This is a genomic window from Nonlabens sp. MB-3u-79 (assembly GCF_002831625.1).
Taxonomy (GTDB): domain Bacteria; phylum Bacteroidota; class Bacteroidia; order Flavobacteriales; family Flavobacteriaceae; genus Nonlabens.
Window position 1 is genome coordinate 2,885,067 of the sequence record NZ_CP025116.1, and the last position, 18,940, is coordinate 2,904,006.

Sequence of the window (18,940 nt, forward strand, 5' to 3'; positions counted from 1 at the left end):
TAGATTCCAGCTTAATATTTTCATAGGTTTTGGTAATTGGTATTAAATGTACATGCTAATGATAGTAAACAATAGGAACAAACACTCTTTATATTATTGAACAATAATTACTATAAAGTCTTAGATCTTTCAGCGACTTGTACTAAGGTGCACTGCTGTGTTTGGTGCAAGGCTTATAAGCTAAGCGGTTTTATTCTTTACCCAGGGCACTTCAATTCTATTTCAAAGGTGTTTTACGAGATTGACCATTAGTTATCGTATTCCATAAAATCTATGGACTCCATAACAGCATTAGAATTACCATCTTTATCGATTCTTACGATAAAAAAATGATCGTAATCCGTTTCTTCTAGGTCTTTATAAACACGATCGCTTTGAAGTTCATTTGCATACGCATTAATTGTATTGCTATGGCCATAAACCGCTACCGTTTTACCTCTATAGGTTTCTAAAAGAGAGGTGCCAGTTACTTTTCTTACATCGTAGATTTCTATATCTAGATTCTTTGCTTTGGCAAGCGGCGCTGCTGTGGCATTAGTTCTTTTAAAGTCAGAAGAGATCACGTGATCTAGGTCTTTTAAAAAGAAATAATTCACCCATTGCTCTGCCCTTTTCTTTCCTTTTTCTGTCAATTCGGGATCGCTACCTTGATCGGCAGCCTTCTCTGCGTGACGTATAAAATAAAAGGTCGTTAAGTTTTCTTTTGCCTTTTCCTCAGGTGTTTTATCTGTATTAGAATTAAAACAAGAAACCAAGGCTAAGGAGAGTATAAAAAATATTTTTTTCATGATGCATAGATCTATAGCGGTAAAAGTAAAGAATCCAACTCTATTCTATAATAATTAGTTCTATTAATAGCGCTGTGATAAAAAGTCTTTATTTTTAAGCAAAACTAGGTTTATGAGCTTTGAAAAGATCAATTTTAAAAACGCCCAAGGCTATGAACTGAGCGGTAGACTTGAATTACCCGCCGACAGGCTGCCCCATAATTATGCTGTTTTTGCACATTGTTTTACTTGTAGTAAAAACTTCAGTGCTACTAAAAATATATCTCGCGCTTTAACGAATGCTGGATTCGGTGTGTTGCGTTTTGACTTTACAGGTTTAGGGGATTCCAGTGGTGATTTTGCAGACACTAATTTCTCCGGAAATGTAGATGACCTTTTGGCTGCTGTGGACTATCTAAAAACGAGCTATAAAGCTCCTACATTATTAATAGGTCATAGCTTAGGAGGTGCTGCTGTTATATACGCTTCCGCGAAAGCGAGTTCCATAAAAGCAGTAGCCACCATAGGAGCTCCCAGTGATACTAAACATGTGCGCCATTTGTTTGGAGATCAAATCGAAGCCATAACCAAAAACGGAGAAGCTGTCGTACAGTTGAGTGGCAGGCCATTTAAAATCAAAGAACAGTTCTTGAAAGACCTTAACGAACAAGAAGTCACAGCCACCTTAAAAGAACTGAGAAAACCCATTTTGATTGCCCACTCTCCCCAAGATAAAACAGTAGGAATAGCACATGCCGAAAAATTATATCAGGCGGCAATGCACCCTAAAAGTTTTATCAGTCTGGACGGAGCAGACCATCTTTTAATGGATAAAGCCGACTCTATATACATAGGAGAAGTAATTGCCAGTTGGGCTTCTCGATATGTGGAGCAGGTTAACGATAGTAGCTTTAAAACTGAGAATCAAGTAGCTGCAAGTCTCGATCGTGATGCAGCCTTTACGACTCAAATAGTAGCAGGAAGGCATTACTTTACCGCAGATGAGCCAGAAAGTGCAGGCGGTAATGATTTTGGCCCTACACCATACGAGTTGCTTTCTAGCAGCCTGGCAGCATGTACGGTAATGACTATACAGATGTATGCCAAGCGAAAGCAATGGAACATAGAAAATGTAGAATGTCACGTAAACTATGACAAACAACATGCTTTTGATTGTGAAAATTGTGAACTAGAAACTGCTAAAATTGACACTTTTACTAGAGAGATAAAGTTAACTGGTGATCTAGACGAAAAGCAGATCAAAAGAATATTACAAATAGCAGATAAATGCCCTGTGCACAAAACCCTGCACTCAGAGAACCAAGTGATTACAAAATTGATTAATTAATGGTATTTGAATTTGACACTTCTGTAGGCAGCAGTGGCTTTACGGGAGCTGTTCTTATTCCAGAAGATATTGCTGGACAGCTAGCTTTGGACAAAATTAAAAGAGTGGTCGCACAAATAAGCTCTGGAAAAAACAACCTGAATTTATATGCAGGAATTACAAAGAGGCACGGCAGCGTTTACCTGATGTTTTCAAAGGCCAATCAAAAGAAACTAGACGTGTCTACTGGAGATTCTTTAAATGTGATCATGCAAGAAGACACGAGTAAATATCAAGCTCCTATGACAGAAGAACTGGAAGCTGTTCTGCTAAGTGATTACGAGGCTTATGAGTTTTTTGAAAACTTACTTCCAGGCAAACAACGCAACATCATTTTTATGATTTACAACCAAAAAGATTCTCAAAAAAGGTTTGATACCGCATTGAATGCAATGGAAAATTTAAAAATGGGAAATCACAATCCTATGAAATTTGACAAACTCTTGTGATAAAGAACTCCTATATATTCTTACATTTAACATGAATTATAACTTTAAATAACCAAAAAATGAAAAAATTAATAACAGGAATCTTTGCTTTGTGCTTGACTCTAAGCATATCATCATGCAAAGAAGCTAAAGAAACAGATCAACTTACCGATGAGACAGAAACATCTCATGAAGATGGAATGGATCATGAGGATGGAATGGATCATGATGACCATACCATGGCCGATGGTAGCATGATGATGGGTAAAGCAGTTGCGGTACCTATGTCTTCAAAAAGTGGAAGTAACGTAAGTGGAGTGATTGAGTTCATGCAAACAGAAGAAGGTGTTACTATGAATGTAGCTCTTGAAGGCTTAACTCAAGGTACACACGCGATACACATACATCAAAATGGAGATTGTAGTTCTGAAGATGGTAAAAGCGCTGGTGGACATTGGGATCCAACAATGGAAGATCACGGAAAATGGGGAGAAAAAATGTATCATTCTGGTGATATAGGAAACTTAGAAGTATCAGAAGATGGAAAAGCATCATTAGAATTTACAACAGATAAATGGTGTATTGGTTGTGATGATGAAATGAAAAACATCATTGGAAAAGGAGTTATAGTGCACGCTAGTGCCGATGACTTTAAGTCTCAACCTAGTGGAGCTGCTGGTGCTCGCGTAGCTTGTGGAGTAATTGAGTAGTTTCAACTAATATTATAAGTAAAGTCTGCGAGTAGCTACTCGCAGACTTTTTTTTATTTGCATCTTTAACACTTAACTAAAAATTAATGAGTGCACCACCTGATTTACGACAAGGCTTTTTTTTACTTGGGTCTCAATCATATCGAGCAATGCTTCGATTGATTATCTAAGATCTAAAAGACAGTTTAAAAAACTTTAATAGTGATCATTTAGATACGGCAACAAATGCTATGTTAAAACCTTGCCAACGCTTTACAAAATAAGATATAATCTTAGAAACCTACCTCTCTAGCCATATCCTGAACTCCTTAACTCGCTCTCTACTAACGATTAAATCCAGTTCTTTAAAAGAATTTATTTTTACTTGAATTCTTGAGTTTGTATAAGAAACCATATCATCAATAGCATTGATATTAATGATCGCTTGTCTAGAGATGCGGAAAAACTGCTTTGGATCCAGTTCTTCCATCAATGATTCCAGTTTAGAATCGATCAAATAATTTCTGCCATTTTCTAGATTTAAGTAGGTTCCTTTATTCTCTGAATAGAATAACTGTATCGCATCGGTATGAAATAGTTTAAGGTGCTCTCCTACTTTAGCCGTATACCGACTTTTATAATTGTGCGTTATCGGATTGCCTAGTAATTTAGCCACTTCATTAAAATCTATAAATTGTTTTTTCTCGCTTTCGCGAAAGCGAGCTTCAAATCTGTCCACTGCTGCCTTCAACTCCTCTTCATCAATAGGTTTTAAAAGATAGTCAATGCTGTTTAACTTAAAGGCCTTTAATGCATACTCATCATAGGCTGTGGTAAATATGATGGCACTGTCCACCGGTACTTGGTCAAAAATTTCAAAAGAAAGACCATCACTCAACTGTATGTCTAAGAAAATCAAATCTGGTGCTGGGTGATGGAGCAAGTATTCTACAGACTCCTGTACCGAATGCAACATCACCTCTGGAGTGATATTTAAAACTTCCAACATGCGATTTAATCTCCTAGCAGAGGGCTTTTCATCCTCAATGATCAGGGCTCTCATATTAATCTTCTTTTTCTAAAAGTTCTTGAATCTTACGCTTTTCCCAGTCTTTGCCTGTAAATGGATTGGAGCTAAAAGTACCTATGGCATGTCCTATGAGACCTATTCCCCAGCTACCTAAAGGAAATAGAAACCAAGCCACATCCCACTCATTTTGATAATAGTTAAGGGATGCAATTCCTGAGTTTACGATGATATAAACAAAAAGGTGGTTGTAAAAAGATCTTATTTGTTCCACTCTAGCCTTAGCTCTCGTGTAACGTTCCTGATGTGTTTCTGAAGTGCTCATATTAGAAATTTTTATCGTTCATTAATTGATCAATCTTGCGATCTTCCCATCCCTTGCCTAAAAATGCGTTCTTTTCATAAGTCCGCAGGTATTTAAATAACAAACCTATACTCATTCCTATAGCTGGGAAAATCGCCCATGGAAAATCTGAAGTGAAATAATTGATAGCAGCGAGAAATAAAATAATTCCTATGGTCCTCAACACATCATCATAATAATCTTTGATGATTTTAACGCGTTCTTTTGCTTTGACTAATTTAATATCTTCTACCGCAGTCATTTCTTCTTTATTTGAGGTTACTGTTTCTGGAACGTTAGTTAAAATGGGTATTTGTACTTTAAAGTGTGTCTCATCTTCGGCAATGCTTATTTTACGGTCGGTGAGCAATTGATAACGAGACGCAATGTTTTGAAGTCCTACGCCACTACTGCTGCTTGCAACTTGCTTTTTTTGTAAATTATTCTCTACAATCAGTTGATTTCCTTCTTCATAAACACGAAGCTTTAATGGTTTGTTATCACTCACTATATTGTGTTTTACAGCATTTTCCAGCAACAATTGTAATGATAAGGGTACCACTTGGGCGTCTTTAATATGGCTCTTTTCTGGGATGTCTATTTCAATACTGTCTTCAAAACGCGTCTTAAGCAATCCCACATAAGCTCGTGCAAAGTTTAATTCTTCCTCTACAGAGACCAATTCCTTATTGCGTTGTTCTAATACATATCTATATACCTTAGAAAGTGATGTGGTAAATTTGGTAGCTGCTTTTGGATTCTCTTCTATCAAGGAAACCAGAACATTCAGACTGTTAAACAAAAAATGTGGGTCCAGCTGATTTTTTAAAGCGTCAAACTGAGCTGTTGCAGACCTAGCGATTACTTTTTGCTCATTTACTTTTCTTGCCTGTAATTCTTTATAAAAATAAAAAGCATGAAAAATAACAGACATGAACATGGTAAATGTGAACCCAAATAAATACCAATCTAACTTTTGCTGTTCAAAAAAGGCTGACACAGTTTGTCCAAAATAAAATACCCTCAAAGAAAACAACACTACAAAAAGGGTGATCATAGTAACCACTACACTACCTATTGCTCCTAATAACAGGCGTTTCATTCCGTTTTCAGTCCATGTATAGAATCGTCCTAAAAAATCAAAAAAGCCAAAGTTTACAGTGGTTATGCAAATGCTGAAGACATAGTTAATCAGGTAAGCCTCTATCTCATCAGGCCATGAATTAAGCCTTCCTGCACTTACCAAGTTGATCACGCTAATCAACAAAGCTATTAAAGCAGATACCCATATAAGTTTAAAAATCTTTTTAAGGAACATGTAGTTTTCTTTGATTGACCTAAAAGTAATTGATTCCTTTAGAACACTCCAAAGATGGGATATGAAATAAGAAGCGCCGATTTTAAGTGACTCAATTGTAGAAAAAGCCTACTGAACTGTTGTCCTCTATTATAAAGTTCTTTAATGATCTAGATATTAAAAGTGCCTTTTGATCACTAGCATTAGAATTGACGTTACTTTTGATGTATAACTCGTTTTCATGATCTACTTCATCATACCTCTCTTAGCAGCGGTTGTCCTTTATTTTTTAGTTTTTAAAAAGGATGCTCCCAAAAGGTTTACCGACCAGCCCCAATGGCATGAGCCTTTATTAACGCACGTTTCTTTTTATAAAAAATTAAATGATCAAGAACAAAAAGTATTTCGTCAACGCATGTCTGGATTTCTAAATGAAACCTATGTGGATGCCGTAGGTTTTGAACTGGAAGAATTAGACAAGCTTCTGGTAGCAGCAAGTGCCGTGATACCTGTTTTTAGATTTAAAGAATGGAGTTATAACAACCTAAGTGGCGTGATTATCTATCCTGAAAACTTTAATGAAAACTTGGGCTATGCAGACCATCACTCAGACCGCATGATAAGCGGCTTAGTCGGCACTGGACGTTTTGAAAAACAAATGATTCTTTCTAGAACAGCTTTATACCAAGGTTTTAAAAATGATACTGATAAACTCAATACCAGCATTCATGAATTTGTTCACTTACTGGATAAAATAGATGGACAGACCAATGGACTTCCAGAAGCTTTCCTTGACAAATCCTATATCCTACCTTGGATGAATCTCATGCACCAAGAAATGGAAGCTATCAATAACGATAAGTCTGATATCAGGTCCTACGCTGCCACAAATCAAGCAGAATTCTTTGCTGTGACCTCAGAATACTTCTTTTCTAGACCTCAATTAATGAAAAGAAAGCACCCGGAGTTATATAAGATGTTAGAACTGTGTTTTAATCCGCAGCTGAAGAAAATCGTATAACTCTATTGTTTATAGTAGATTATTAACGCTAGGATAACCTTATAATGAACCCGACATCTTACCTTCGTTTAAAAAAACACTTATGCGCAAATTCTTATTATTTCTAGTTGTTTTATGTACCACGTTTCACGCCTATGCTGACGATTGGGGGAAAACAGGCCATAGAACTACCGGTGCTATTGCAGAGCAGTACCTGACTAAAAAAGCCAGAAAAGCTATTGAAAAATTACTGGATGGAGAATCACTTGCCCTTGTTTCTACTTATGCAGATGAGATTAAAAGTGATGCCCTATATAGAAAATATGGCCCGCAACATTATGTCAATATCCCGTTTGAAACCGATTACGATCAGCATCCTAAAAATGAACGTGGCGATATTATTCAAGCGATAGATACCTGTATAGCTACTCTGAAATCAGAGACGGCCACTAAAGAAGAAAAAGCTTTTCAATTGCGCCTATTGATTCATTTTATAGGAGATCTTCACCAGCCGCTGCACACAGGATTAAGTGAAGATAAAGGGGGGAATGATTTTCAAGTGCAATGGTTTAGAGACGGCACCAATTTACACAGTGTCTGGGACACAAAAATGATAGAAAGCTATGGTATGTCTTATACCGAACTAGCGAGTAATATGCCTTACCTCACTAGAAAACAGCGCAAAACCATGGGGAGCGGTACTCATAGAGACTGGCTAGAAGACAGTCGTGTAATGGTTAAAGACATCTATGCAAATACTGAAAAAGGAGCTGATTTAAGTTACCGCTATATGTATGAATACTTCAATAAGCTGCGTGGTCAATTACAAAAAGGAGGCGTACGTCTTGCCGCTTTATTGAATGAGGTGCTGGGATAGCAACTTCTGCGTTTCATTTTATTTTCTTAAATACAGAAGTTGAAGTGACGTCTTTTTACCTACAAAATTAAAAAAAGCTCTAGATCCACTCTAGAGCTTTTTGCTTTCTTAGTGTTTTGTTCTCTCAACACCTCAAAATCTATTACCTAGAATCAAAATAAATGCAGCGGCTGCTCTAAGAGTTTATACTAAGAAAACAACAAATCACCTCCAAGCAAGAATTTGAAAAATAATAGTAACTTTAAGTCAAATTCTGCTGAAATGAAAAATTTAAAAAAAGAAGACATCCAACAAGAAGTATTTGATTTATATGATGATTATGCGCATAACAAACTTAATCGCAGGCAATTTGTAGAAAAACTATCTTTATATGCTGTTGGTGGTTTAACGGTAGGAGCATTGGTCAGTTTTATGTCTCCTAATTATATAGACAGCTTATTAGTTCCAGCAGATGACCCCAGCTTAGATTCTTATTATATTACTTATGAATCACCTAAGGGCGGTGGAACCATAAAAGGCCTATTGTCTCGACCTAAAGATCTTAAAAAGAAACTGCCAGGCGTGATTGTGGTTCATGAAAATAGGGGGTTAAATCCCTATATTGAAGATGTAGGACGTCGCACAGCAAAAGAAAACTTCATCTCTTTAGCACCAGATGCCTTGACACCGCTTGGGGGCTACCCTGGAAATGATGATGATGGTAGAACACTGCAAAGCAAGCGAGATAGAAACGAAATGTTAAACGATTTTATAGCTGCTTACAACTACCTGAAGTCGCATGAAAATTGCGATGGTCGCGTGGGTGTGGTTGGTTTTTGTTTTGGCGGTTGGATTTCTAATATGATGGCCGTTAGACTACCTGATTTAGGAGCCGCTGTACCTTATTATGGAAGACAGCCTGATGATGAAGATGCTGCAAAAATAAAAGCTCCTTTATTACTTCAATACGGTGCATTAGACACCAGAGTAAATGCTGGATGGCCTGCTTTTGAAAAAGTACTAAAAGCAAATAACATGGAACATCAAGCTTATATTTATCCAGAAGTAAATCACGGATTTCACAATAACACGACCCCTCGTTATGATAAAGAAGCCGCTGATTTGTCTTGGGATCGAACCATCGCCTTTTTCAAAAAGTATTTGAAATAATAGTTGAATCTTATTTCCTTAAAAGAAAGGCTCAAAACATATAGAAATAATGCCTTTGGGCTTTTATTTGCTCTTAAAACTAGCACGTTTGAGATCGATATCACTCAATTTTACGAGTTTCCCTTCTTCAAACAGATCATCCAATTTGGAAAGATCTGGATCTCCTTTTTGAGATTTGAAGTTGTTGTAATCTTGTAGAATCACACCATTGATGTTTCTGCGGTTCTCGCTTTCGCGAAAGCGGTAACCACAATCTTCTTCACAGTAAGAATAAGCCATATAATCAATCATGTGGTCTTGTGTGTTGACCCAATACATAAACTCATCTTCGTGATCTTCCCCACCACCTTCTTCTTTAAAGGTAACTTGCAATTCATGATAGGCTTTTCCTTTAATCGTGTCTTCAGCAATGTATTTTACCTGAATCGCATCACCATCCAGACTATACGGAAGTTGCGCAAAATAAATTACCGAATTTAAACTTGCAGTATAACGCGTAGAAAGAGAATCTGCCAGTGGTAATTCAATGCCGTTGCTGTAACGGGAAAAACCCTTGTTATCCAACCGGTCCAAGATCGTGTCTGCTCCTATCATCAAATGACGTTCGTAGGCAAAATTCCCATTGTCGCGCTCTACGGAGTAATCAATCCCTCTAAAGTTAAAAGACAAGGTTCCCTCTGCAGCAATAGCTGTGCCGTGGGCATTCATCGCCTGATCCATTAGAGCACGAGCGTCTGGCTCATTATTGGTACAGGAAAAAAGGAAAGTGGTGATCGCGAAAAGCAGTAAAATATTCTTTTTCATTTCACAAAGATATAAGAGATTCTACTACCGATTCAAGTATATTTGATAATTATGGATTTTAAGAATAAAATAGAAATCAAGAATCGCAAAGCGCGATTTGAATACGAGATTCTTGATAAATATACCGCTGGAATAGTACTCGCAGGAACGGAGATCAAAGCCATACGATTAGGTAAGGCCAGTATTGCTGAAGGCTTTTGCGAATTCAAGAACAATGAGCTGTTCATTATCAATATGACGGTACAGGAATACTCTCATGCGACCTATTTCAACCATGCTCCCAAAGCAGAGCGCAAGTTACTATTGAATCGCAAAGAGCTCAATAAACTAGAAAAAGCAGTGGCTAACTCTGGTAACACTATTATTCCGTTAAAATTATTCGTCAATAAAAAAGGTTTTGCTAAAATAGATATCGCCTTAGCAAAAGGTAAAAAACTATTTGATAAACGCGAGACCATGAAAGATCGCGATAATAAAAAACGCCTGGATCAGATTAAAAAAATGCACCGCACTTAGATTTTTTTTATTCTACTAAAAAACACCGCATCAACTCCTTTGGTTTTCATTCTCAACTGACCCGAGATACTACACTTTCTAACCTTTGTTGGATGAGGAAGGCTGTAGTGCTGTTATTTCTATCTTAAGATGAGTTTGCTGGATTACAGATAAATTTGGAATTAGTTCATTTTGTTCCTCTTTTTTGCCTCACTAAATTTTCTGAAATGACAAGTCGTTAGTCTTTAATATTTGTACGGTTAAAGGCAAAACAAACTTGGTAACGACCTCTGTATAATGCAACTCAATAACGCAATTGAAAAACGCTCTCTATATTCAGGCAACTTTATTACATTTATAACGTCTTAACAATAGGTAATGATCATTAACACTTTCATGAACACAAGCTTTATTAATTTGCACTCCAACCTACGACCAAATGAATTTTATTACTAAAACTGCTATTGCCTTTATTATTGCTTTGCTGGTTTCCGCTTTCGCGAAAGCGCAACTCACAGGTACCTTATCTGACTCGAGCAACCAGCCTATAGCTTTTGCTTCCATCTATATCAAAGGCACTTACACGGGAACGACGACCAATCAAAATGGGAGTTACACCCTGAAATTGGCGGAATTCAAAACCTACGAGATCGTTTACCAGTCCTTAGGATACCAGCCAAAAACCATTTCTGTCGCTTTCACTAAAAATGGGCAGGTGCAAAATGTGGTACTGGAAGAAGAAATTGCCTCATTGGACACTGTGGTGGTCAATTCTAATGAAAACCCAGCAGACCGCGTCATACGTGAAGCTATTGCCAACAGAGAAGCCAACAGAAAGAAATTTTCCAGCTACAAAGCAGACTTCTACTCTCGTGGAATCTGGCGTATGGAAGATGTGCCTGAAAAATTTATGGGACAAGAAATAGGGGATCTAGAAGGATCTCTGGACTCCGTATCTCGTAGTGGTGTGATCTACTTGTCTGAAACAGTTTCTAAAATCGCCTATCAAGCACCTAATAATTTTAAGGAACGTATTATCGCTAGTAAAATATCTGGAGATGATAACGGCTTTAGCGCCAACAGTGCTGAGAGTGCTAATTTTGATTTTTACAACAACAACATAGATCTAAATAACCGCATCGTCTCTCCTATTGCAGACTATGCTTTTAGCTATTACAAATACAAGTTACTAGGTACCTTCTATGATGAGAACAAATTCTTAATCAATAAAATAGAAGTGATTTCCCGGCGTCCTAAGGATAATACTTTTAATGGAATCCTATATATCGTAGAAGATCAATGGACCATTTACGGATTGGAATTAAGCACACTAGGAGAGAACATCAACGTACCAGTCATCGAGAAGCTGACATTTAATCAAGACTTTACTTATGAGCCTAGTAGTGGCGATTGGGTAAAACGATCACAGAGTATTGATTTTAAATTTGGATTTTTTGGATTTAAAGGAAATGGGAGATTCCTGGCCAACTATAGTAATTACGATTTTAAGCCAGATTTTGATAAAAAGTCCTTTGGAGCAGAGGTATTGAGTTTTGAAAAAAGTGCCAATAAAAAAGACAGCAGTTATTGGAATCAGAAACGCCCCGTCCCACTTACCCTAGAGGAAGATAAAGAGTATGTAAAAAAAGACAGCATCGCTACAGTGCGTAACGATCCCAAATATAAAGACAGTGTAGATCGGGTCAATAATAAATTCAAGATCTTAGATCCATTAAATGGGTATACGTATAGAAACAGCAAGAAAAATGAAAGATTCAGCTATGATGGACTACTGGACTTAGGTTCCTTTAAAGGCTTTAATACCGTGCAAGGTTATGTGATAGGGACTGGACTGAGCTATTCCAAAGGATATGATGACGATTACAACCGTAGTCTTTATGTGGGCACAGCTATCAATTACGGGATCTCAGACGACCGATTGAGGTATACCTTAAACGCCAATTACAGATTCAACAGAACCAATAGAAGAACTATTTCATTAACTGCAGGGACAGAAGCGCGACAAATCAATAACTCAGAACCAATCAGCAGGCTAGAAAACACCCTTTCTAGTCTGGCCTTTGAACGTAATTTTGCCAAATTCTACGAAGTGGATTTTGCCGGAGCAAGCTTTTATGAGGAAGTCGCCAACGGGTTTTTCTTAACTGCTAGTGCTAATTATGAGAGAAGACAGCCGCTTCAAAACACTACAGATCAGGTGTGGTTTACACAAAGTGATGTGGATTATACCAGTAACAATCCTATCGCGCTAGACAACAACCGTTTTGCCTCTATAACCGAGCACGAGCTGTTTAAAGTTGGTCTAGCAGTTACTATACGTCCTGGACAGAAGTACCAGAGCTACCCAGACCAGAAATACAACATAAGCAATGAAAAATACCCAACTATTTCTTTGAGGTATGAAGGTGGTATAGGAGCAAATGACAGTCGCAATAACTTCCACCAGTTCAGTGCCAACCTCTACCAAAGCTTTGACATGGGCAACTTAGGTCGCAGCAGTTACTGGGTAAATGGCGGTACTTTTCTCAATGCAGAGGACATCTCTTTTGTGGACTACCAGCATTTTAACGGCAATAGATTGCGCTACAAGTTAGCGGCCTTGAATCCTTATGGTTTTGGCTTATTGAATTACTACGATTACAGCACCAACAGTGATTATGCACAATTTCATCTTCAACACGATTTTAAAGGGTTTGTACTGGGTAAAATCCCTGGATTGAACCAATTGAACTACGATCTGATTCTAAGCGGTAAGGCACTGTTTACAGACCGCAAACCCTATTTTGAGGCCAGTGCAGGGATTGATAACATCGGGCTGGGCAAGTTCCGACCATTTCGTGTGGATTATGTGTACAGCATGACCAGCGGTAGAAGTTATGGCGCCTTTGTGGTAGGGATTAATTTTGGGTTGTAGTATGTTGTTTTTTTCGCTTTCGCGAAAGCGAGGATAATCAGGTAAAGAATTAAAAAAAATCGAATGAATTGCAATAAATGTGGCTCAGATAAAATCATACCAGATCTAAGAATTACGGATCATGCACATGGAAATGTGGAAAAGAATTTATCCATTTATATTCAAAAAACAGATCATATCTTTTTTAATAAGCTGGAACAAGGCGAGCTTATAGCACAAATTTGTTGTGGTTGTGGTGGTGTAGAATTGACCATCAACAATACCGATGGGTTATGGGAAGCTTATAAAAAGTCAAAAGAATAAATGTACTTAGGAGAGCATGATCTTTAAACGCAACTTTTTCATCAAGAGTCCTTATTAAATCAGGTCTGTAAATTTAGGAGATATATTTATGTTGCTATCCTTATAAATCCAACCAACTGCCGCATCTAATAGCTATTGATCTTAAAAATAAATACGGAATACCATATTGGAAGTCAAGCCCAATGAGAATCTTGAAAATTGATCGGCCCCACCAGATTCATTGAGCCTAAAAAAGTTGTTGATGACATTTTCTCTGTTTGATATATTCCAAAGAGAAGCACCGATTTCTGACCGGAATCTCCCGTTAATTTTAAACTTATAAACCGCAGAAGCATCTATTCTTAAATAATCCCGTAATCGTTGCTCGTTTGCCGTGTCAAAATTTACATTCCCGTTACTTACTTCATTCCCGAATAAAGGTATAGAGGTAGGTTTTCCAGTTCTATAATTAAATCCTCCAGATATATTCCAAGAGTCACTGCTATAGGTACTCCCCATGGTAAACGAATGCGTAAGGTCAAAATTACTAGGAAATTGAACTTCTTCTAGACCTTCAAAGGCGTAGGTGTTCGTCAGATAGGAATAACTCATCCAGCTGCTGAATTTTCTAAACTTCTTCCTCAATAGAAACTCGGCTCCATAAACATCATAGCTCCCCTGCTGCCGCTCAAATTCGTATTTAGTAGTAAATCCTTGACTTTGAGTTGTAATCCCTTCTACTGTTTTATAATAGGCTTTAGCATCTAGGAGCCAACCCTTATTTTTATAAAGCACCCCTAAAGAAGCTTGTTTGCTTTCCATAATAGGAATGTTATCGTTATCTGTAAGCTGCCATCGTCTGCTTTCAATCCCTAAAAAATCATTTTGGAAATTAATAATCTGCGAGGTACTTTGATGTTTGAATTCTCCCAATGCTTCCATTTCAAAATGATCTCCTAGAGTCTTGCGCACACTTAACCTAGGTTCTATAATCGCTTTATTAAATTTAGTCAGGTAATTTGCCCGTATTCCTGCGCGAACTGAAAAGTCTTTTTGAGCATTAGTAAACCAAGTTTGCCCAAAAGCTCCATGTTCTCTTAAAACTTCTTCATCTCGTCTTACAAATCGCGGCAAATCAATATCTCTTAAGTTAATGACTTCAGTTTCTGTAAAGCTATATCCAAGTTTGAATTGCCATTGGTTTTTCAAGAATACATTTTCAACTTTAAGGCTTGTTTCTGACACCGTATTTTCTTGTAAAAAAAATTGCTGAGATAGCACATCAGCATTTATAGATCGCAATTTGTAATTGCTCTCATAAATACTGAAACTGGTGAAAAAGTCTTCCTTCCATTGTCTTTTGTAATTTATCCCTGCGCCTATGCTGTTTTGAGATGCGCTGCTTTCCTTGGTCTGTAAAACTTCATTAAAAAGAGCTGTTTCATTAAAGCTCAAGTTGTTATTAAGAAGGATAAAGTTCACCCTGATCACATCTTTGTCTGTGGGGCTGTACAACCATCGTAAAGAGGTATCGTAGAAATCAAATCCTTGATCAGAGCTCGTCACTTCTGCAGCATTATTTTGAGCTTCTGTATATTGTGTGACTCTATCAAAATAGGTGTTGTAGGTGGGCGTTCGATAAAAATCATCCAGTGATTTTCTAGAGGCTACTTGTAAAGAAGACTTGTTACCAATCGGAATATTTGAAAACAATTCTACATTTAAAAAATTGACTCCTAAGTTTCCACTAAAATTTGAATTCACTTCTTTATCTGTCTGCATGTGAATCGTACCAGAAACTCCATCAGTAAACGATACATCTGTTCCATTATTAATGACACTTGTAGATTGAGTCATGTGGGGATTAAAGCTAGAGATGAGTCCAAAGAAATGACCTGTTTGGTACATTTTAATATCATCCCATAGTATGAGGTTTTGATCATTTGATCCACCTCGTATATTGATATTTGAAACGGTTTCATCCACACTCTTTATACTCGGCAATGCTTGAACGGTTTGCAACACATCAGCCTCTATTAAACCTGGTAACAGACTAAACTTGTCATAATTTATGGAAGTGGTCCAGTCTTGGTTTTTATCAATACCTCTAACAAGATAAGCCTCGAGCAACACGGTATTTATAAATTCTTGCTCAATGGACATAGAAATGATAGAACATTCTAATAGGTCCAACTTACTCACTTGGAGTCTGATCGTCTTAAAGCCTATGTATCTAACACTTACTACTTCTTCCAAAGAGGATAATTCCATCTCAAAATAACCATTCGCATCACTGATCGCATCATCTTTATTCCCAGAAATTGTGGCTCCTAAAAGCGGTTGATCTAAGGAAGCATCATAGATAAAACCGCAAAATTTGATGGGTTGAGATATGGTTATCACCGAAGGACTAACTTTATTAAAAACCAAGTTGGTTTGCTTGGAGAGATTTTCAATCTTAAAAGAAAGGCTTGACTCTTTATTGGGTAATGGGTACACTTTTACATCTTTGAGAATACTGCTCTCATAATTAAAAACTACCGAATGAATTGCGGCAATCTCACTTAACACCTCTATAATAGGCACCTTTTGTCTTTGACTTTGTCCAAATGAGATTTGAAAAGCTAGGAAGGTTATAATCAGAGCTATATAAAGTCTAGTTTTGTCCATTACTGATCATTATCTCCTTATCATTTAAGATGATATAAGTCATATCAAGTGGTTGCGTTATAGATCTTAATGCATTTTCCAAGTCGTCATGTTCAAAAGCTCCTGTAAAAATCCTATTCGTGTCCTTTGGAAACTGAATTTTCACTTGGTACTGATTTTCTAATTCTAGCATCACATTTTTAAATGCGGCATTTTCAAAAACACTCATATTGGTCAACCAAGTGGGTTGTGATAACAACACATCACTTTTTAAAAGGTTGCCAGATCCTAGGGTGAATTCTGTACCTGCTGGAACTTGGACCAGACTACTGTTATAAGCTACTTGTACCAAGCCTTCATAACAAGAAACTTTAAAAACACCTTCTCTAGACAACACATTAAACTCGGTACCTAAAACACTTACGGTTCCTTGATCGGTGATAACATCAAAACGTTTTCCTTTTTCTACGTCAAAATAGGCTTCTCCTTTTAGGTTCAATATCCTTTTATCCTCCCATTGTGAGGCTTTATAAAAAAGCTCAGAGCTTTCATTTAAGGTGACTACAGAGTTATCAGGAAGAGTAATTGATTGCTTTTGTCCAGAAATAGTTGCAAAATTGTTGATTTGATCTCGATCTAAATAGGTGAAAATTCCAATACCAAGTATAAAAACAGCTGCTATTCTTGCAGCCACGTTCATCCATCGGACAGGTTTTTTCTCTTTATCCTTTAATTTGCTCTTGAGCAATTCAAAGTCATCAACTTTTTCCTGAGTAGTTCCATTGAATCGTTGTGCTTCCTCAATTATTTCTTTATATAATTCAGAGCCTTCCATAGCCTGAAAAGCCATAGCCTCTGACTCAGATAGGTCATTGTTTAACCATTTTTTAAGTAAATATTCTTTTTCCATTAGATGATGCTCTATATATAAAACAATTCAATTGAGAAATATCCCGTAATTATTTTTGATTCAATTCTTCTATTTGGCTTTTTAACTTTTTTAGTGCGGCATATATTCGGTGTTCCACCACCTTTTTGGTAACGCCTAACATTTCTGCTATTTCGTTATGTGTCTTACCATCTACCTTGCTGAGTAAAAAAGCAACTCTTTCCTCTTCTTTCAAATCAGATAATGCACCTTCGAGCTTTACTAAAAATTCCTTTTTACGCAAAATAAATTCAGGCGTTTCGTTGGTATAGTCCTTAGGTTTTACCTTTTGATAGTTGAGCACTACTTTTTGATGTTTTACTTCATTTAACATCATATTTGTAGAAGTGGTATAGAGATACGACTTTACTGCTTCTGGGGCTATTTTAGAACAATTTTCCCAAAGCTTTATAAACGCCTCTTGCACTTTATCTGTAGGGTTTAATAAAGATCCATATTTATAAAGTAAAATATTACTCAAACTTTGGGCGTACTTTTCATATAGTTTTGAAAAGTATATTTTATCGCAAATGTTTTTATGTAGTGACTGGGACAATTATCAGTTTTTCTTGGTTTAAGTCGAGAAAGGTAAATAAAAAACATAGATTTATGGGAGAAACAATCATGGAGTTGTTTTAATAATAAGAAACCTATTTTACAATGGAAACTAGCCATACCTTATTAGAAAATAGGATCACAAAATAAAAACTAAAACATGAAAACTATTCAACCTTTACTGTTCCTCTTATTAGGATTGCTTATCATTTTCACTTCTTGTCGTACAGAAAATGATTTGTCTATTGATCCTCCTACAGAGCAAGCCCTTACTGCCAATTCAGCAGTAGCGCTTCTCATGATGAAAACGGCATCAAATGACGGCTCTTCAGATAATATTATAGACAGTGCCAACTGTTTAAGCGTTCAATTGCCCGTGACTATTACTGTAAATGGAACCACTCTGATCATAAATAACGAAGACGGCTATCAAGAGATTGAGGACATTATAGACTCCTTTAATGACGACATAGATTCAATAGTTCTTTCCTACCCTATAGTAGTTGTTCTGGAAGATTATTCTACAGTCACTGTAAACTCTGACACAGAATTAGCAGCACTCGCTTCAACTTGTGCCGGAGAAAATGAATTTGATGATGATATTGAATGTATAGATTTTCAATACCCCATCACTGCATCAGTTTTCAATATAAATAATGATGTCATTAATACGATTACCATTAATAACGATAGTGACATGTATGATTTTATAGATGACTTAGATCAATTTACAGCGGCAACTATCAACTTCCCGATTTTACTTCTACTTGCTGATGGAACTACACAAAACGTATCCACTATTCAAGAGCTAGAAAATGCTATTGAAGCAGCTGAAGACACTTGTGATGAAGACGATGATTACGACTACGATGACGATGATTGTGACTTTTGTACAACTAATGACTTGGACAACATCTTTGCCACTTGTACCGACTGGGAAGTAAGTGAGTTAGAAAGAAACGATAACGATCTTACAGATACCTACAACGGTTACCTTTTCACTTTCAATAATGATGGAACTATCACCGTAGTGCAGGGTGGTAATACATGGAGTGGGACTTGGACCGCTTCAGGTACAGGAAACAACATTACTCTAACTATTAGCGTAAATGGATTACCCGACTTTAATAATACTTGGAACTTAGTAGAAATAGAACAAGAACCAGGTGAAGCTGATTTTGATTTACAACTAGGTGAAGACAGTTTAAGTTTTCTGAGCGGCTGTTAGATAATGCGTTCCTGAGTTCTCTATAATTTATAGTGCATTTCATTAAAAGTCAACCATCTGGTTGGCTTTTTTTGTTTCTTATAAGCCTAGCGCTTATAGG

At 36.9% G+C, this 18,940-nt stretch carries 18 protein-coding genes; 10 read left to right on the top strand and 8 right to left on the bottom strand.

From position 1 onward, the window contains the following. Positions 1 to 248 precede the first annotated feature (248 nt). Positions 249 to 788, bottom strand: coding sequence for a SixA phosphatase family protein (locus tag CW736_RS12740; RefSeq protein WP_101014716.1), 540 nt, complete (start codon positions 786 to 788; stop codon positions 249 to 251). A gap of 112 nt (positions 789 to 900) precedes the next feature. On the opposite strand from CW736_RS12740, the gene CW736_RS12745 reads away from it, so the two are divergent. From CW736_RS12745 to CW736_RS12755, 3 genes are read left to right on the top strand one after another with little or no spacing between them, the layout of a single operon-like run. Beyond that, positions 901 to 2,115 (top strand): bifunctional alpha/beta hydrolase/OsmC family protein, encoded by a 1,215-nt coding sequence (locus CW736_RS12745; RefSeq protein ID WP_101014719.1) that lies wholly within the window; start codon positions 901 to 903, stop codon positions 2,113 to 2,115. Continuing rightward, the gene (locus CW736_RS12750; protein WP_101014721.1) at positions 2,115 to 2,603 is read left to right on the top strand and encodes a YdeI/OmpD-associated family protein; all 489 of its coding nucleotides are present in this window, start codon (positions 2,115 to 2,117) and stop codon (positions 2,601 to 2,603) included. Before CW736_RS12745 ends, CW736_RS12750 begins: the two co-directional genes overlap by 1 nt. Positions 2,604 to 2,662: 59 nt before the next feature. Then, positions 2,663 to 3,292: a superoxide dismutase family protein gene (locus tag CW736_RS12755; RefSeq protein WP_101014724.1), complete on the top strand. Its 630-nt coding sequence runs from the start codon at positions 2,663 to 2,665 to the stop codon at positions 3,290 to 3,292. 280 nt (positions 3,293 to 3,572) lie between these two features. On the opposite strand, the gene CW736_RS12760 is transcribed toward CW736_RS12755, so the two are convergent. Genes CW736_RS12760 through CW736_RS12770 form a run of 3 tightly spaced genes read right to left on the bottom strand, consistent with a single transcriptional unit; the run spans position 3,573 to position 5,959 of the window. Next, the gene (locus tag CW736_RS12760; RefSeq protein ID WP_101014726.1) at positions 3,573 to 4,334 is read right to left on the bottom strand and encodes a LytR/AlgR family response regulator transcription factor; all 762 of its coding nucleotides are present in this window, start codon (positions 4,332 to 4,334) and stop codon (positions 3,573 to 3,575) included. 1 nt (position 4,335) lies between these two features. Continuing rightward, positions 4,336 to 4,623: a 2TM domain-containing protein gene (locus CW736_RS12765; RefSeq protein ID WP_101014729.1), complete on the bottom strand. Its 288-nt coding sequence runs from the start codon at positions 4,621 to 4,623 to the stop codon at positions 4,336 to 4,338. A 1-nt stretch (position 4,624) separates the two neighbouring features. After that, positions 4,625 to 5,959 (bottom strand): histidine kinase, encoded by a 1,335-nt coding sequence (locus tag CW736_RS12770; protein WP_101014731.1) that lies wholly within the window; start codon positions 5,957 to 5,959, stop codon positions 4,625 to 4,627. 220 nt (positions 5,960 to 6,179) lie between these two features. Here CW736_RS12770 and CW736_RS12775 point away from each other — a divergent pair, with 220 nt between their 5' ends. The 3 genes from CW736_RS12775 to CW736_RS12785 all read left to right on the top strand — a co-directional run bounded on the left by CW736_RS12775 (position 6,180) and on the right by CW736_RS12785 (position 8,964). Then, a complete protein-coding gene (locus CW736_RS12775; protein WP_101014734.1) occupies positions 6,180 to 6,959 on the top strand; it encodes a zinc-dependent peptidase in 780 nt (259 codons plus the stop codon). Between the two features lie 82 nt (positions 6,960 to 7,041). Then, a complete protein-coding gene (locus tag CW736_RS12780) occupies positions 7,042 to 7,815 on the top strand; it encodes a S1/P1 nuclease (protein WP_101014736.1) in 774 nt (257 codons plus the stop codon). Between the two features lie 261 nt (positions 7,816 to 8,076). Further along, positions 8,077 to 8,964 carry a dienelactone hydrolase family protein gene (locus tag CW736_RS12785; RefSeq protein WP_101014738.1) on the top strand — a complete coding sequence of 296 codons (888 nt, stop codon included), beginning with the start codon at positions 8,077 to 8,079 and terminating at the stop codon, positions 8,962 to 8,964. A 63-nt stretch (positions 8,965 to 9,027) separates the two neighbouring features. Here the strand turns inward: CW736_RS12785 and CW736_RS12790 are convergent, their stop codons facing one another. Beyond that, positions 9,028 to 9,768, bottom strand: coding sequence for a DUF6503 family protein (locus tag CW736_RS12790; protein WP_101014740.1), 741 nt, complete (start codon positions 9,766 to 9,768; stop codon positions 9,028 to 9,030). Between the two features lie 51 nt (positions 9,769 to 9,819). Between CW736_RS12790 and smpB the strand changes: the two genes are divergently transcribed. From smpB to CW736_RS12805, 3 genes are all read left to right on the top strand, one after another. Further along, positions 9,820 to 10,284 (top strand): SsrA-binding protein SmpB, encoded by a 465-nt coding sequence (smpB, locus tag CW736_RS12795; RefSeq protein WP_101014743.1) that lies wholly within the window; start codon positions 9,820 to 9,822, stop codon positions 10,282 to 10,284. A 418-nt stretch (positions 10,285 to 10,702) separates the two neighbouring features. Then, positions 10,703 to 13,198 (top strand): DUF5686 and carboxypeptidase regulatory-like domain-containing protein, encoded by a 2,496-nt coding sequence (locus tag CW736_RS12800; protein ID WP_101014745.1) that lies wholly within the window; start codon positions 10,703 to 10,705, stop codon positions 13,196 to 13,198. A gap of 63 nt (positions 13,199 to 13,261) precedes the next feature. Then, positions 13,262 to 13,501, top strand: a complete 240-nt coding sequence (locus tag CW736_RS12805; RefSeq protein ID WP_101014747.1) for a hypothetical protein — start codon at positions 13,262 to 13,264, stop codon at positions 13,499 to 13,501. 141 nt (positions 13,502 to 13,642) lie between these two features. On the opposite strand, the gene CW736_RS12810 is transcribed toward CW736_RS12805, so the two are convergent. From CW736_RS12810 to CW736_RS12820, 3 genes are read right to left on the bottom strand one after another with little or no spacing between them, the layout of a single operon-like run. Beyond that, positions 13,643 to 16,150, bottom strand: a complete 2,508-nt coding sequence (locus tag CW736_RS12810) for a TonB-dependent receptor (protein ID WP_101014748.1) — start codon at positions 16,148 to 16,150, stop codon at positions 13,643 to 13,645. Continuing rightward, positions 16,137 to 17,039, bottom strand: coding sequence for a FecR family protein (locus tag CW736_RS12815; protein WP_101014749.1), 903 nt, complete (start codon positions 17,037 to 17,039; stop codon positions 16,137 to 16,139). Before CW736_RS12815 ends, CW736_RS12810 begins: the two co-directional genes overlap by 14 nt. Before the next feature lie 49 nt (positions 17,040 to 17,088). Beyond that, the gene (locus tag CW736_RS12820; RefSeq protein WP_101014750.1) at positions 17,089 to 17,613 is read right to left on the bottom strand and encodes an RNA polymerase sigma factor; all 525 of its coding nucleotides are present in this window, start codon (positions 17,611 to 17,613) and stop codon (positions 17,089 to 17,091) included. Between the two features lie 159 nt (positions 17,614 to 17,772). Here CW736_RS12820 and CW736_RS12825 point away from each other — a divergent pair, with 159 nt between their 5' ends. After that, positions 17,773 to 18,840 carry a hypothetical protein gene (locus CW736_RS12825; RefSeq protein ID WP_101014751.1) on the top strand — a complete coding sequence of 356 codons (1,068 nt, stop codon included), beginning with the start codon at positions 17,773 to 17,775 and terminating at the stop codon, positions 18,838 to 18,840. Positions 18,841 to 18,940 lie beyond the last annotated feature (100 nt).

Coding starts and splice junctions, on each gene's coding strand:
- CW736_RS12745 (WP_101014719.1), top strand. CDS start 901: ATGAGCTTTGAAAAGATCAATTTTAAAAACGCCCAAGGCTATGAACTG.
- CW736_RS12775 (WP_101014734.1), top strand. CDS start 6,180: ATGATCTACTTCATCATACCTCTCTTAGCAGCGGTTGTCCTTTATTTT.
- CW736_RS12750 (WP_101014721.1), top strand. CDS start 2,115: ATGGTATTTGAATTTGACACTTCTGTAGGCAGCAGTGGCTTTACGGGA.
- CW736_RS12755 (WP_101014724.1), top strand. CDS start 2,663: ATGAAAAAATTAATAACAGGAATCTTTGCTTTGTGCTTGACTCTAAGC.
- CW736_RS12760 (WP_101014726.1), bottom strand. CDS start 4,334: ATGAGAGCCCTGATCATTGAGGATGAAAAGCCCTCTGCTAGGAGATTA.
- smpB (WP_101014743.1), top strand. CDS start 9,820: ATGGATTTTAAGAATAAAATAGAAATCAAGAATCGCAAAGCGCGATTT.
- CW736_RS12785 (WP_101014738.1), top strand. CDS start 8,077: ATGAAAAATTTAAAAAAAGAAGACATCCAACAAGAAGTATTTGATTTA.
- CW736_RS12770 (WP_101014731.1), bottom strand. CDS start 5,959: ATGTTCCTTAAAAAGATTTTTAAACTTATATGGGTATCTGCTTTAATA.
- CW736_RS12765 (WP_101014729.1), bottom strand. CDS start 4,623: ATGAGCACTTCAGAAACACATCAGGAACGTTACACGAGAGCTAAGGCT.
- CW736_RS12805 (WP_101014747.1), top strand. CDS start 13,262: ATGAATTGCAATAAATGTGGCTCAGATAAAATCATACCAGATCTAAGA.
- CW736_RS12815 (WP_101014749.1), bottom strand. CDS start 17,039: ATGGAAAAAGAATATTTACTTAAAAAATGGTTAAACAATGACCTATCT.
- CW736_RS12740 (WP_101014716.1), bottom strand. CDS start 788: ATGAAAAAAATATTTTTTATACTCTCCTTAGCCTTGGTTTCTTGTTTT.
- CW736_RS12780 (WP_101014736.1), top strand. CDS start 7,042: ATGCGCAAATTCTTATTATTTCTAGTTGTTTTATGTACCACGTTTCAC.
- CW736_RS12810 (WP_101014748.1), bottom strand. CDS start 16,150: ATGGACAAAACTAGACTTTATATAGCTCTGATTATAACCTTCCTAGCT.
- CW736_RS12790 (WP_101014740.1), bottom strand. CDS start 9,768: ATGAAAAAGAATATTTTACTGCTTTTCGCGATCACCACTTTCCTTTTT.
- CW736_RS12800 (WP_101014745.1), top strand. CDS start 10,703: ATGAATTTTATTACTAAAACTGCTATTGCCTTTATTATTGCTTTGCTG.
- CW736_RS12825 (WP_101014751.1), top strand. CDS start 17,773: ATGAAAACTATTCAACCTTTACTGTTCCTCTTATTAGGATTGCTTATC.